This window comes from Sphingomonas elodea ATCC 31461 (assembly GCF_000226955.1).
Lineage (GTDB): Bacteria > Pseudomonadota > Alphaproteobacteria > Sphingomonadales > Sphingomonadaceae > Sphingomonas > Sphingomonas elodea.
Genome location: NZ_AGFU01000093.1, coordinates 1 through 13,922, shown reverse-complemented (window position 1 = coordinate 13,922; position 13,922 = coordinate 1). Strand labels below are relative to the sequence as shown.

The 13,922-nt window shown below is 66.7% G+C and carries 12 protein-coding genes and 1 pseudogene; 4 read left to right on the top strand and 9 right to left on the bottom strand.

Features of this window, described 5'->3' with window-relative positions; all coding sequences use genetic code 11:
* From KK7_RS21230 to KK7_RS0118615, 6 genes are all read right to left on the bottom strand, one after another.
* A partial coding sequence (locus tag KK7_RS21230; protein WP_010546155.1) for an Hpt domain-containing protein occupies positions 1–430 on the bottom strand: 430 nt, incomplete at its 3' end.
* Positions 427–792, bottom strand: coding sequence for a response regulator (locus KK7_RS0118635; RefSeq protein ID WP_010546154.1), 366 nt, complete (start codon positions 790–792; stop codon positions 427–429). The genes KK7_RS21230 and KK7_RS0118635, both read right to left, overlap by 4 nt.
* Positions 789–1,103: an STAS domain-containing protein gene (locus KK7_RS0118630; protein WP_010546153.1), complete on the bottom strand. Its 315-nt coding sequence runs from the start codon at positions 1,101–1,103 to the stop codon at positions 789–791. The genes KK7_RS0118635 and KK7_RS0118630 overlap by 4 nt, the downstream gene beginning before the upstream one ends.
* Positions 1,078–1,962: a flagellar motor stator protein MotA gene (motA, locus tag KK7_RS0118625; RefSeq protein WP_010546152.1), complete on the bottom strand. Its 885-nt coding sequence runs from the start codon at positions 1,960–1,962 to the stop codon at positions 1,078–1,080. Before motA ends, KK7_RS0118630 begins: the two co-directional genes overlap by 26 nt.
* An 80-nt stretch (positions 1,963–2,042) precedes the next feature.
* A complete protein-coding gene (locus KK7_RS0118620) occupies positions 2,043–2,873 on the bottom strand; it encodes a class I SAM-dependent methyltransferase (RefSeq protein ID WP_010546151.1) in 831 nt (276 codons plus the stop codon).
* Entirely contained in the window at positions 2,870–5,284 is a 2,415-nt protein-coding gene (locus KK7_RS0118615; RefSeq protein WP_010546150.1) for an HAD family hydrolase, read from the bottom strand. Before KK7_RS0118615 ends, KK7_RS0118620 begins: the two co-directional genes overlap by 4 nt.
* A gap of 113 nt (positions 5,285–5,397) precedes the next feature.
* Between KK7_RS0118615 and KK7_RS0118610 the strand changes: the two genes are divergently transcribed.
* Complete coding sequence (locus tag KK7_RS0118610) at positions 5,398–5,793, top strand: flagellar biosynthesis regulator FlaF (RefSeq protein ID WP_010546149.1); 396 nt, start codon at positions 5,398–5,400, stop codon at positions 5,791–5,793.
* A 259-nt stretch (positions 5,794–6,052) separates the two neighbouring features.
* Here KK7_RS0118610 and KK7_RS0118605 read toward each other — a convergent pair whose 3' ends face one another.
* Complete coding sequence (locus KK7_RS0118605; RefSeq protein WP_040599265.1) at positions 6,053–7,930, bottom strand: methyl-accepting chemotaxis protein; 1,878 nt, start codon at positions 7,928–7,930, stop codon at positions 6,053–6,055.
* A 285-nt stretch (positions 7,931–8,215) separates the two neighbouring features.
* Between KK7_RS0118605 and KK7_RS0118600 the strand changes: the two genes are divergently transcribed.
* Entirely contained in the window at positions 8,216–9,544 is a 1,329-nt protein-coding gene (locus tag KK7_RS0118600) for an alginate export family protein (protein ID WP_158000037.1), read from the top strand.
* Positions 9,545–9,652: 108 nt separating this feature from the next.
* Positions 9,653–9,988, top strand: coding sequence for a hypothetical protein (locus KK7_RS0118595; RefSeq protein WP_237709257.1), 336 nt, complete (start codon positions 9,653–9,655; stop codon positions 9,986–9,988).
* A gap of 135 nt (positions 9,989–10,123) precedes the next feature.
* On the opposite strand, the gene KK7_RS0118590 is transcribed toward KK7_RS0118595, so the two are convergent.
* Together KK7_RS0118590 and KK7_RS0118585 are read right to left on the bottom strand one after the other, a co-directional pair.
* Positions 10,124–10,738: a response regulator transcription factor gene (locus tag KK7_RS0118590; protein WP_010546145.1), complete on the bottom strand. Its 615-nt coding sequence runs from the start codon at positions 10,736–10,738 to the stop codon at positions 10,124–10,126.
* Entirely contained in the window at positions 10,738–13,425 is a 2,688-nt protein-coding gene (locus KK7_RS0118585) for a PAS domain-containing sensor histidine kinase (RefSeq protein ID WP_010546144.1), read from the bottom strand. The genes KK7_RS0118590 and KK7_RS0118585 overlap by 1 nt, the downstream gene beginning before the upstream one ends.
* 225 nt (positions 13,426–13,650) lie before the next feature.
* On the opposite strand from KK7_RS0118585, the pseudogene KK7_RS21225 reads away from it, so the two are divergent.
* Positions 13,651–13,922, top strand: a pseudogene (locus tag KK7_RS21225) (amidohydrolase); the annotation flags it as partial.

The window sequence follows — 13,922 nt, the reverse complement described above, 5'->3', positions numbered from 1 at the left end:
CGGGCGCGGCCGCGGCCGCGGCCGGCGCGTCGCCTTCAGGCACGCCCTTGTTCGCGAGCACCTGCTCGAGCGCGCTCAGTGCGGCCCCGTCGTTCGGCCGGGACGCATTGCCCTTGGCCGCCTCGACATGGTCCGACAGCACGTCGAACGAGCTCAGCATCACCCGGATCACGCCGGGCGTGGGGACGATCTTCCCGGCACGCACTTCATCGAGCACGTTCTCGAACTTGTGCGCGAAGGCGGTCAGGTCCGAATGGCCGAAGGCGCCGGCACCACCCTTGATGGAGTGGATCGCGCGGAACACGCCGGCGATCGTCTCGGCGGAGAGATCGCCCGCCTGCATGGCGGACAGCCCTTCCTCGGCCGTCGTGAGGCCTTCCGTGCACTCTTCGAAGAAGATTGCCTGGATATCGTCGAATTCGTCGCTCACGGGCAGACGCGGCGGATCGCCGCCCCCAGCTTCGTGGCCTCGAAAGGCTTGGTGATCCAGCCGGTGGCACCGGCGGAGCGGGCGCGCGCCTTCTTCTCGTCCGAGAATTCGGTCGAGAGAACGAGGATCGGCACGCCCTTGAACTCGGGCACCTTGCGCACGGCCTCGATCAGTTCGAACCCGTCCATCTTCGGCATGTTGATGTCGGTGATGAGCAGGTCGGGCTTGACTTCGTGCATGCGCTCCAGGCCATGCTGGCCGTCGTTCGCGCTTTCGATGCGAAAGCCCTGCGCGGTCAGCGACGTCTTGAGCAGCATGCGCATGCTCGCGGAGTCATCGACGGTAAGGATCAGCTTGGTCACAGAAGGTCTCCGGTATCAATGCCGATCGCTGCTGCGAGCTGACAGCGGTTCACACGATCGGTGAAGGCAGTGCTGGGGTTGAGGATGGTGAATGCCTTGCCGAGGCGTTCGGCTTCCGCCTTGGCCGCGACGAGCAACTGGAGGACCGCCTGGCCGACGCTTTCGACCTGCGAGGCATCCACCTCGACCGGGCCGTCGCCGTCGACCGCCTGGATAAGGCGGGTCTGAAGATCCGCGGCCGTCACGGTGGAACCGTGTGCGGGGAGCGCAAGTGCGCCCTCGGCCTCAAGCGGTGGCAGGGGAAAGTCCATTCTTGGCCTCGTCGAGAGCGGATTCGAGTTGCTGGAAGGTCGGCGCGTACGCGGAAGGCGTCATGCGACGGGCGATCTCGATCGCGACCTGCACCGGCTGGTTCTGGGCGTAGGCAACGATCGCGGTTTTCACGATGGTGAAGGGCTGGGAGTCGCCCTCGATGGTCTCGAGCAGCTTGCCGGCCAGCGGCGCCACCACGCAGTAGGAGAGCAGCACGCCGAGGAAGGTACCGACGAGCGCGCCGCCGATCATCGCGCCCAGGATCTCGGTCGGCTGATCGATCGAGCCCATGGTCTTGATGACGCCGAGCACCGCCGCGACGATGCCGATGGCGGGGAGGCCGTCGGCCATCAGCTGCAGCGCGTGCTGCGGGTGCGTTTCCTCGTGATGGTGCTTCTCGATATCGGCTTCCATCGCGGATTCCAGCTGGTGCGGATCCTCGAAGTTCACCGTCATCATCCGCAGATAGTCGCAGAGGAACTCGATCAGGTGATGATCGGCGAGCAGCCGCGGATAGGGCTTGAAGATGTCGCTTTCCTCGGGCTTGTCGAGGTGCGGCTCGATGCCGGTCGCGCCGCTCTTCTTGAACAGCGAGAGCAGGGTGAACATCAGCGTCAGCAGGTCGGTATAGTCGCTGGCCTTCCAGCGGCCGCCCTTGAAGGAGCGCATCAGACCGGCGCCCGCCTTCTTCACGGTGGGCATCGAGTTCGCGACCAGGAACGCGCCGATCGCAGCGCCGCCGATCGCCATGAGCTCGTGCGGCAGGGCATGGATGATGATCTCGAACTTGCCGCCCGAGATCATGAAGCTGCCGAACACGCAACCCAGAATGATGACGAAACCAACGGCGTTCAGCATGACGGGCCTAAAATCTTTCCCTGGATGTTTCCAGAATTATAGGATGGTTTCCGGGCGAGGTGTGGGTTCTGGGAAACTGCTTAGGCCGAAAGGCGATCGCGCTCGCGATCCTGCCATTCGATCACCGCCAGATAGTTGCGCAGCCGGTTCTGCTCGAGCGAGGCGAGCAGCGGATTGTTGTGCCAGGGGAACACCACGTTCGCCACGGCTTCCGCCCAGGGTGCTGCGGCATCGAACAGGATGCCGAGCCCGAAAACCGCCGGCACGTTGGCGAAGGCGAGCTGCATGCCCGCGGCGCGCCCCTCGTCGAGGAAATCCTCGACCGCGGTGAGCACGCCGTTCCTCGGCCCGCCCTCGTGCAGCGCGAACGAGAAGAAGCCTTCGCCACGGAAGCCGTGACCGGGCGGCAGCAGCTCCGACTGACCGAGCGTACAGCCGCGATCGGGACTGTGGGCGTGGCGATGCTCGGGCGGTATGCGATCGGGCGCGTAATACATGTCGCGCCGGCCGGTGGGCCAGCTCACGTCATGCAGGAAGGCGAGCAGGGGCCGGCCGTCGCGCTGCGCCAGTCTGGCCGCGATGCGCAGCTCGTTGAGCACGGTGTAGTAATTATGGTCGCCGTCGATCACCCAGGCGTCGACCTCCGCCAGCTGCGGCATCGCCTCCAGGCTGGGGAGGGGGATGTGGCGCACCTCGGGAGTCTGGCCTACCCAATCGAGGAATTCCTGCTTGGGTTCGGGATCGATGCTGGTCAACGTGCCCCCGGTCACCCGCGCATAGGCGGCGAGGTGCTGGCTGGTGCCGCCGAACTCGGCGCCGACCTCCGCCAGGTTGCGCGCGCCGGCCGCGTGCAGCGTGCCCAGGATGATGTCCCAGAACTCGGTCATCGAATGGATCAGGAGGTTGCTCATGCGTTGGCTGCCTGCGCGCGGGAGAGAAGGGGAGCGGCCGCGGTTTCGGCCGGCTGACGATGGGCGATGGGGCGGAACACCAGCGCCAGCATCATCGGACGATCGTCGACGCGCGGCGGCGGGGGCACCATCATGAAGGCGTATTCATTGTCGCACCGGAACAGGTGCGGAGCGACCTGATGCATCCCCTCCAGCGAAGGGGCGGCGTTCACCTGATGCGCGCTGCTGCGCTGCAACTCGGCAAGGAAGTCCTCCACCGGCATGAACACGGCGCTTTCCACCTGCACCCAGTCGAACAGCTGGCCGAACTGGATGCCGACGGAGAAGCGGCAATCCTCGATCGGGATCGGCGCGATGTAATAGCCGTCATGCGTCGGGGTGGCGGTGACCGCGCCGGTCGAGGCATGCACGCCGTCCGCCACGATCAGCGGCAGCGAGATGGTGCTGTCGACGAAATCGGCATATTTCAGCGGCAGGCCGAAACGCTTCTGCGCGAGCAGCGACAGCTTGACCGGCAGGCCTTCGCCATTGAGCTCGGCCGGCAGGTACATCCGCTCCGATCCCTTGAGGTAGATCAGGCCGCGCTGGCGCAGGCCGTGGCGGGCGATCTCGGGATCGAACAGCGGCACCGTATCGGCCACGCCCTGGTTCACGTCATGCTCGAACGCGCTGACCACGGCGATCTCGTGCGCCATCGGCAGGAACATCAGTCTACCGAGCACCGCGGTGGCGGCGTTGCGCCATAGCGGCAGCTCGTCGCTCGGCGTGCCGCGCAGCCGCAGCCCCGCCTGCACGCGTTCGAAGCGCAGCGCGCCTTCCTGGATGCGCTCGCGGGTCGCGCTCTGGCGGCCCTTGATGCTGTTCTCGGTGCGGATCGGCGTACCGTCGGCCTTGTAGTCGACGGTCGAGCCCTGCGCGGCGGTGCAGACCTGCTCCAGTACGGCGACGTTGGTGGCGATCGCTTCCAGTGTGTGGCAGTCATAGGCCCGCGCGTCGATCAGGCCCTTCTTGTCGAGCCCGGCGCCGAACTGTTCGCGCAGCATCAGGTAGCGGCCGGCGACATGGGCGTCGAACCGCTCGCGCAGCAGCGCGTCGATCTCGTTCTGGACCGAGCCGTTATAGCCGAGGTCGACCAGCATCAGCGTGTCGCCCGGCTGCGGATCGACGATGCTGCGGACATGCGCCACCAGCCGATCGGCCATGGCACGACCGCTGCGCAGGATCTGCTTCATCCGGTGCGGCTTGCGGATCTCGCGGAGGAAGGCGGGGGTGCGGCCGCGCTTCTCCGGCAGGCCCTTCAGGATTACCCGTGCTTCGGCTTCGTTGAGCAGCTGCTTGGCCAGCTTCTCCACCGCGCTGCCGACCTCGTAATGGAGGTAGCGTTCGACCGCTGCCTCGCTGGTCAGCGCCGCGCCGACTGCGGTGAAGCGGCTGATCTCCACCGGGTGACTTTTGGCCTCGGGTGCGGCCGCCTGGTGCATGCGCATCGGCAGCAGGCCGTCGCGCATCAGGAACAGCCAGTGGACGGTGCCGCCGCGCTCGGCCTGAAGTTCGGCTGCTTCCTGTTGCAGCCAGCGTTCGAAGGCGTGGAGCACCGGACCGATCACGGAGAAGCCAAGGGCCTCGGCCGGGTCGCTGATCTGCGGCTCGCCCGCCGCAAGCGCGGCGCGGTGCGGCTGCTGGGCGGAGATGATGCCGAGCACGCGCGGGTGCATCAGCGCGCTGATCGAGGATTCGAGGCGCAGACGCTGCTCGGTGGTGCTGGCGAACTGCTTGAGGTGCACGGTCCGCACGCCGAACGGCGCGATGCCCTCGACGTCGGCCACCTTGTTGTCGCCGATGTGAAGGATCGTCTCCGGCGCGCATTTCAGCACCTTGAGCACGTCCTGATAGAGGCCCTCGGCCTTGGAGCGGCCATACTGGGACGAGCAGAAGATGCGGTCGATCAGCGCGGCGACGTCCTCGCCCGCGGCACGGGCGATCAGGGTGCGCAGCTGGTCGGCATCGAGATAGGTGTCGGACACGATGATCACGCCCAGGCCGCGGGCCTTGGCTTCCCGCATCAGCGCGACCGTCGGCTGGAACGCGAAACAGTGGCGGGCCTCGGCATCGAGCTCGTCGGCGATGGCCGCGGCGATCGTTGCCTTCGGCGCGTGGGGGAACATCTCGCGATAGATTTCCGCGATCGTCACTTCGTTGCGCTTGTGCTTGACGAGGGCGGCGGTGCGCGCGCGCATTTCGGACCATTGCCGCTGCAGCACGGTCGCGTTGCCCAGCGCATCGAAAATGTCGCGCGGCGCATGGGAATCGCGCCATAGCAGCGTGTCGAAGCAGTCGAGCGAAAGCAGCTTGATGCCCTCGCGCCCGTCGAGCGCAGACGGCAGCGCATGCGGAAGAATATAATCGGTCACGGCACTGTCCCTGGAAAGCGCCCGCACCGAGGGGACGCAGGAATCTTATAGGAAGACCAAGGACCAGGTCGGCAAAATCTTCCTACAATGGCGTCAGGAGCAAAGGAGCGACAATGACGATCAATGCTTATCAGGCGGCCCGGAGCCGGGCCGAAACGCCGCGCGCTGCGGAACTGCGGCTGATGCGCGAGATCACCGGCGAAATGTTGACCGCGCACGAGGCCGGCCTGAAGGGCGCGTTGTTGATGCCGTCGCTGTATCGCAACCGGGAGATGTGGACCGCCTTCGTCACCGATTGCGGGGCGCGCGGCAACACGCTGCCCGTCGAGCTGCGCGCGAAGATCATCTCGTTGGGCCTGTGGGTCGATCGCTTCACCAGCGACGTCGTCGCCGGGCGGGAATCGATCATGGAGCTGATCACGGTGAACCGCACGATCATGGAAGGCCTGGCCGGCCAGTCGGGCGGGGACACCATGCCGCTCGCGCCCGCGACCGCCGCCGCCGCCTGATTCGGAGCGTTCCGGACTGGAAATCCTTCGGCCCCGGGGTGCTCCCCCGGGGCTTTTTCGTGCCCGAGACGGAGGGGCGGGCATGTGCTGCGGCCTGCGCCGTCCGGCGTGCCTCCCCCCGCGCGTGGGCAACTACACAGCGCGGTGGACGTGTCGATGCTGCGGGCACGGCGCGCGGGCTGGCACTATCCCGTCGGCCAAAAAGAAAACGGGCGCCGCGGCAAGGCCGGGCGCCCGTGATCCGCAAGGGGAAGGGCGATCAGAACGATGCCCAGTCGTCCCCTCCGGCGGAAGCGGTCGCCACCGGCATCGCCATCGGCTTCACCGGCGAGACATAGCCGCTGCCGGACGAGGTCGCGCGGGCGGGTGCCGCGGGCTTGCGGGCGGCGGTGCCGCCGATGCGGTCGCCGAAGGTGCGCCCGATGTTGAAGCGTTCGGCGCGGTCCGCCATCGCCGCCACTTCGGAGGTGAGGTTGCGGGCCGCCGCCGAGGTTTCCTCCACCATCGCGGCGTTCTGCTGGGTCGACTGGTCCATGGTGCCGATCGTCTGCGAAATCTCGGAGATGGCGGACGACTGGGCCTGATTGTCGGTCGCGATGCGGCCGAGCAGCTGGTGGACTTCGCCGACATCGCTCGAGATGTTCGACAGCGCGCCGTCGACCTTCTCGACCATGCCCACCGCCGTCACGATATCGGCCTGGGTGGCGGTCAGCTGGTCGCGGGCGCGGCCCGCCTCTTCCTCGGCGCGCATCGCCAGCGCGGAGACCAGATCGGCGACGACCGCGAAGCCGCGGCCCGCCTCGCCGGCGCGGCCGGCCTCGACCGCCGCGTTCATCGCGAGAACGCGCGTCTGGAACGCGATCTTGTCGAGGCCCTCGATCACGCTGTCGATGCCCTTGGCGCTTTCGGACACGCGGGTCATCGCCTGCACGGCTTCGTCGGCGGTGCTGCGGCCGGAGGAGACCACGCCGATCGTCTGGTCGGCGCGCTGCACCGTGCTGCTTGCGGCCGTGGCGGTCGCCTTGAGGCGCTGGTCCATCTGTGTCACCGCGGCCGCGGTCTGTTCGAGCGCGGAGGCGTTGGCCTCGGTGCGGCGGGCGAGATCCTCGCTCGCCTGGGCGATCTCGCCCGAGCCGGTGCGGATGCGGTGGGTCGATTCCATCATCGAGCCGATCAGCTCGCGAAGCGCGGCGAGCGCTTCGTTGAGGTTCGACTTGAGCTCGGCATAGGCCGGCGGGAAGTCGGCGGTGACGTCGGCGGTCAGGTCGCCGCCTGCGACGCGCACCAGGCTTTCGCGAACGGTGTTGGTCACCATCTGCTGCTCGGCCGCGGCGCGCGCGTCGACCTGGGCGCGCTCTGCAGCGGCGAGGCGGAACTGCTCGACGGCGCGGGCGATCTCGCCCAGTTCGTCCCCGCGGTTCAGGCTCGGCACGGTGGCGGTGCCGCCTTCGGCCAGCGTCTTGGTGACATGGGCGAGGCGGGCCATCGGCTGGGCGACGGTGCGGTTGATCGTCAGCCAGACGGTGCCGAGCGCACCGATCGAGACCAGCGACAGCCCGATGGTGAGGATCAGCGCCATGGACGACGAGGCGTTGCCGCGCGCATTGGCTTCTTCGGATGCCTTGCGCAGCGCGTCGAGGATCTTCTGGGCCTGGTCGAGCGCGTCGTGCGAGCGCTCCTTGCCCTCACCCTTGATCAGCTTCACCGCGCCATCCTTGTTGGCCAGATTGGCCTCGAAGATGCGCCGGTTGATATCGTCCAGCTGCCCCTTGATCGTCGTCAGCCGGGTCACGTCAGCCGCCATCGATGCATCGGCGACCGCGGCGAAGCCCTTGATGTCGCGATCGAGTTCGTCCGAGGCGGTGTCCAGGCGCTTCTGCAGCTTGGCACGTTCCTCGTCGGTCAGCGCGTTATAGTGGCTGTAGACGATGATCCGCATTTCCTTGATGTCGCTGATCACGTCGGTCATGTTCGACATGCCGGCGACGCTTATCTCGACGTGCCGGCGCGCAATGCTGGAGAGGTCGCGGTTGGACATCCAGCCGTTGATCGCGAGACCGATCAGCAGCAGGCCCAGAAAGCTGAACGCCGCCAGCATCTTTTTGGTAAGGGGCCAATCATCAAGAAAAGCGAACATGTTGCGTTCCATCCGCGAGCTTCGATGCAGGGACCGAAGCGGTTTCATGGCGCCGTATTCGGCGGTCTGCCGTTCATTATAGGTGTGTTTCGGCATCTCTAGCGGATCCGCCTTTACGTAACGGTAGCGCGGACCGTACGCATATCCACTAGTGTGCGGCTGCAACACGGAGAGGCTCCGCGATCCTTCCTATAAGGCCAAGAACCGAGGCCCCGGAGGAAGTGATACGTGCATGGTGTTCAGAGATGCGGTTGGGTAGTGCGCGGCACCGGGCTGGCGCTGCTGTTGGCAGCGGGAACGGCGCAGGCGCAGACCAAGCCCTCCGCACCTGCGCCGTCCGGGCCGAAGCTCAGCGTGGAGGGCAGTTTCCGCGCCCGCTTCGAAGGCATTGACGGACAGTTCCGCCCGAAAGTGGATGACAGCATCGCCTTCGTCTCGTTCCGCACGCTCGTCGCCGCCCGGCTCGACTGGGGCGACCTGACGCTGGGCGGCGAACTGATGGACGCGCGCGGTTATGGCGAGGGGCACAACAGCTCGGTCAAGGCCAGCGACGTCAACACGCTGGAGCCGCTCCAGGCCTATGTCAGCTACAAGCTCCGCAACCTGCTCGCCAAGAAGGACAGCCTGACCGCGACGGCGGGGCGCTTCACCATGACGTTCGGGGCCCAGCGCCTCGTCGCACGGGCCGACTTCGGCAATACCTTCCCCTCCTATCTGGGCGCTCGGGCCGAGTATCGCACGGGCAGGAAGGACGAGCTGACCCTGTTCTGGACGCGGCCGATCGATGCGCTGCCGAACAGTGCCGATGGCATCTTCGACAATCGCGTGCAGCTGGACCACGTCAACACCGGAACGGCGTTCTACGGCTTCGACGGCAACCTTGCGGATATCGGCCACAAGATCAGCGTCGGCGGCTATGCGCTCCGGCTCGCCGAGCAGGACCGGGCGGGCTACCAGACGCGCAATCGCCGGCTGGTGACCTTCGGCCTGCGCCTGCGCCGCGTTCCCGCCAAGGGCAGGTTCGATGTCGAAGCGGAAGCAGCACTGCAGCGCGGGTCCGCCCGGCTGACCACGGCGGCAACCGATCGCGCGGATCTCGACGTGCGGGCCGGCTTCGTCCATGTCGAGGGCGGCTACACCGTGGCGAAGGGCTGGACGCCGCGCCTCTCGGCCTTCTTCGACTATGCCAGCGGCGACGGCGCCAATCCAGGCTATGGCCGGTTCGATTCGCTCTATGGCGCGCGTCGGGCCGATTACGGTCCCGCCTCGCTGTTCGGCCCGGTGGGCCTCGCCAACCTCGTCTCGCCGGGCATCCGGCTCGAGACCAAGCCGTCGAAGCGGCTCGACATGATGGTGGCGCTGCGCGGGCTCTGGCTGGCGGATCGCACCGATACCTTCGCCTTTACCAGCGTGCGCGACAAGACCGGTGCGTCCGGCCGTCATGCCGGTACCGAGGTGGAGATGCGGGTACGCCGTTCGCTGATTCCCGATCGGCTGCGCGTCGAGCTGGGCGCCGCCTATCTCGCCAAGGGCCGCTTCCTGACCAGCGCGCCGAACGCGCCGCACAATGGCGACGCTCGTTATGGGTATGCGGACGTTGTTTTGAAGTTCTGATTGCGCCGACCTGAGCGAACCAAAGCGATACCTCTCTAGTCAGGTTTGCCGGACCCGTTATGATCCAGGACCTTCAGGGGCGTCCAATCGATTGTGGTGGTAGTGAACATGCTGGTCATCCTGATGGTACGCGAAGCAGGCTTGCGCAGCATGCTGGCCGCGCGCCTCGCGCTTTCCGGGGTCGACGTGGTGAGCATGGAGCAGGTCGATGCCGCGAGGATCGGGCGTCTGGGCGGCAGCACGCCGGTGCTGGTCGCCGATCTCGACGCGACCCGCGCCCATCCCGGCGGCCTGGCCGCATTGAGCGCGGACCCGCTGTGGCACCGGCTGGTGATCATCGGTGCCGATTCCGATCCCGCGGCCGCGCATATCCACCATGTCGCAGCGGAAGACCCTGCCGCCGCCATCGCCAGCCTGCTGCGCGACGCCGGCACGACCCACTGACATCGTCGGTGACAGCGGCGCCGTGCCCGTATGGCGGGCGGGCGGCGCTCCCGGCCCAGCGGGTATCGGGCGGAGATTGCTCGGCTTCCGCCCGAATACCCTCCATTTCGGGTCGGGTTCCGGCGGAAGCCCGTGTCACCCCTTGGGGAAAAGTCCCGCAGCGAAGGCGATGCGCAGCGCTTCGGACAGGCTGCGGACTTCCAGCTTCTCCATCAGATTCGCGCGATAGATCTCGACGGTGCGTGGGCTGATGTCGAGTTCATAGGCGATGATCTTGTTCGATCGGCCTTCGATCAGCCCCTTGAGCACGTCGGTCTCGCGCGGGGAGAGCTTGGCGATCTTCGACTCCGCGGTGGCCGTGCGGGCGGCGGCCTCGCTGTCTTCCTCCAGCTTGGAGAAGGCCTGGTCGATCACCTTGAGCAGGAATTCGGCCTCATAGGGCTTTTCGATGAAGTCGAGCGCGCCGGCCTTCATGGCCTGCACCGCCAAACCGACATTGCCCTGGCCGGTCAGCACGATGGCGACGAACTTCGGGGTGCGGTCCAGCTTGGTCAGCACGTCGAGCCCGCTCGATCCCGGCATGTGGAAGTCGAGCAGCACCACCCCCGGATCGAGTTCCTCTTCCTGTTCGAGGAAGGCATCGCCCGAGCGATAGCCGCGGACGATCAGGTCCGGGCGGACCGAAAGCAGACTGTGCAGCGAAGCGCGGACGGCATCGTCGTCATCGACGATGTAGATCGTTCGGGTCATTATTCTTCACCTTCTTCGACACCCGGCAGGGTAAAGCGGAAGGACGCGCCACTCCCCGGCGCGTTTTCCGCACTCAGCGTGCCCCCATGGCCTTCGATAATGCGTTTGCTGATCGAAAGTCCAATCCCCATTCCGCCTGCTCCTCCTTTTGTCGTACTGAATCTTGAAAACAGGGTTTCCAAGACATGGGCGGGAAGGCCCGGGCCGCTGTCCGTGACGGAGATCGCGATCATTTGGTCCGGCAACTTCTTCGACGCTATCGTGATCTGGCGGTCGTCTGGGTCGACAAGCTTTAATGCCTGAACAGCATTGCGCAACAGGTTAACCAGAACTTGCTGGACCTGAATCCGGTCCGCCAGGATGAAGCGCGCCTCGGGGTCGAGCTGGAAGCTCACCCGCAGGTTGAAATGGCCGGTGCCGACCAGGACCAGTTCCACCGCGTCGCGGATCGTGCGCTCCACCGACTCCACCCGCATTTCCACCTCGCCGCGGGCGACGAAGGCACGCAGCCGGCGGATGATCTCGCCGGCCCGCTGGGTCTGTTCGGACCCCATGCGCAGCAGGTCGGTAACGCGCGTGCCGCCTTCGCCCCGCTCGATCAGCATCCGGGCGGCGGCGAGGAAGTTGGCGGTGGCGCTCAGCGGCTGGTTCAGTTCGTGCGCAAGGTCGGCTGCCATCTCGCTCATTGCGCTCTGGCGAGAGACATGGGCGATCTCGTTGTTCAGCTCGCTCAGGCGCTGTTCGGTGGCGACCCGGTCGCTCAGGTCGCGGATGAACACCGTGATCAGCAGATGATCGTCACTGCGCGCGGCGCCGGCCCGCATCTCGGCCGGGAATCGGTGGCCGTCGGCAGTAAGCGCGGTGCCGACCAGCACTTCACCGACCAGCCCCTCGCCGGTCTCGACGAAGCGCTGCAGCACCGCCTCGTCGGGTTCCACCTCCTCCATCGGGATCAGCATGGTAAAGTGCCGACCGACGACTTCGGACGCGCGATAGCCCCAGAGTTCCTCCGCCGCCGCGCTGAACTGCACGATCGAGCCGGTGCCGGTCAGCACGATCATCGCGTCGGGCACGGTTTCGAGCACGGTGCGCAGCTGCGCCTCGCGGCGGCGCAGCGCGGCCTCGCGCTCGTCGCGCTCGGTGATGTCGAGCGCTGCGCCCACAACGCGGATCAGATCGCCGTTCGTCGAATAGAAGCAGCGCGCGGAGCCTTCGAGCGTGCGCCCGGCGCCCTGGCAGTTGACCAGCCGGTAGCGGAAGGAGAAGCGCTCGGCCCGCTCGGCGATGGCATGGATCACGGTGCTGCGCAGCTTCTCCAGATCGTCCTGATCGATCAGCTGCTTCCAGTTGGCGAAGCTGGACAGCGAGCCGAGCGGCAGGCCCAGCCGCTGTTCGGTGCCGGGCGACCAGTTGACGTGATCGCTGCCCACGTCCCAATCGAAGATCCCGAGCTCGTGTGCCGCGGTCGCCTGGGCCAGTCGTTCCTCGCTCGCGCGCAGCGCTCGCAGGGCCGAGACGCGTTCGGAAATGTCCAGCACGCTGTGAACGGTGATCGCGCCGCGACGGGGCATGGCGAAGCGCAGCAGGCGTTCGATCACATGGACCTCGCTGCCGTCCTTGCGCTGCTCGATCAGTTCCTGCGCGCCGTCCGCATCGGGCAGGGCATAGCTGCTGTTCCAGCTCGGGCAGCGGGCACGCAGCAGCATGTAGATGTTCTCGCCCAGCGCCTCGCTCTCGGTGTAGCCGTAAAGCTGCTGGCAGCCGAGTGACCAGTGCAGGATGCTGCCGCGTGCGTCCGTCATCACCACCGTCGCGCCGTCGAGCGCGAGGCTCAGCTCGGCCCGGGCGCTCTGTTCCTGGCCGACGCGGCGAACGGCCCAATAGGCGATCAGGCCGACCGCCAGCACGTTGAACAGCGCAAGCACCAGATGGCCGGGCGCGGCCGAGCCCTGGTTGCTGCGCTCCAGCAGCAACTCGAAGGTGGCGGGCAGCGTCGGCAGGAGAATGGCGCCGGCGACCACGGTCTGGATCGAGAGCGGATCCGAGCGTTCGATCCGGGTTACACGCCGGCGTTCGCTTCGCCCTTGGCCGACCAGGATCGAGGCGGTGAGCGCCAGCGCAGCGATCGTGCCGGGCACCGAGGCGCGCAGCCCGATGTTCACCGAGGGGGCATGCGGCGCGAGCATCATCGCGGTGGCGGAGGCGAGCGCCAGCGCCAGCGGGGCCATCGCGATCAGCGGCGCCACTTCCCGCAGCAGTCGCCACCGGCTGTGCGCGGCGAATACCGCGATCGGCAGCATCAGCAGATAGACGATGGCGTTGACACCGGGTCGTCCGGCCTGGTCCAGCCCCGTGGCAGCGACTCGATCCTGGAACAGCAATGTGCCGACATCCATCCAGGTGCCGATCAGCGAATGCGCCGACGCGACCGCCCCGATCAGCAGGGCAACGATGTGGAAGGGGAGGGCGAAGCGGTTGCGCTGCGTCTGGGATAGCAGCAGGCCGGTGGCGAGGCAGGCATAGCCGATCGCATTGATCGGCCACATCGGGTAGGTATGCGGAAGAAAGCGCTGCAGCAGCGGCAGGTCGAATGCCCAGCCTGCCAGCACGGCAAGGGTGCACACCAATGCAATTACCGCCAGGAAGCGCGCCAGGCTGACGTTCGAAGACGATGAGATGGCACTCATCGCATGCTGATCATTTCTTCCAACGCGCAAACCACCTGCCCCTGCACAGGTCGAAGCCGAGCCTCGATCTACTCAGCATCGGTTAATTTTGCACGAAAAGCCATAGGGAGATGCACGCAATTCCGCCGATTCCGGACAGCCCCTAGGTGCAGCCGCTTGCCAAATGTCGCGCGGACCGCAATCACTCGGCGCGGGGACATTCAGAACAACCCGAGGGAGTCACGCTTGATCCGAAGCTTCGCCATGGCGGCCGCCTGCGTCGCCCTTACCGCGTGTGGAGGGAGCGGGGGAAAGCCCGCCACCGCCTCCAGCACCCCGCCTGCGCAGAAGGGCCCGGGTCTCGGCAAGGGCTATAATCACGATCCTTATCCGTCGACCTACCGGGCCTATCCGGGCGTGCCGACGCTGCTGACCAACGTCACCATCCTCGACGGCGAGGGCGGCCGGATCGACAGGGGCGCGGTGCTGTTCCGCGACGGCAAGATCGTGGCGGGGGG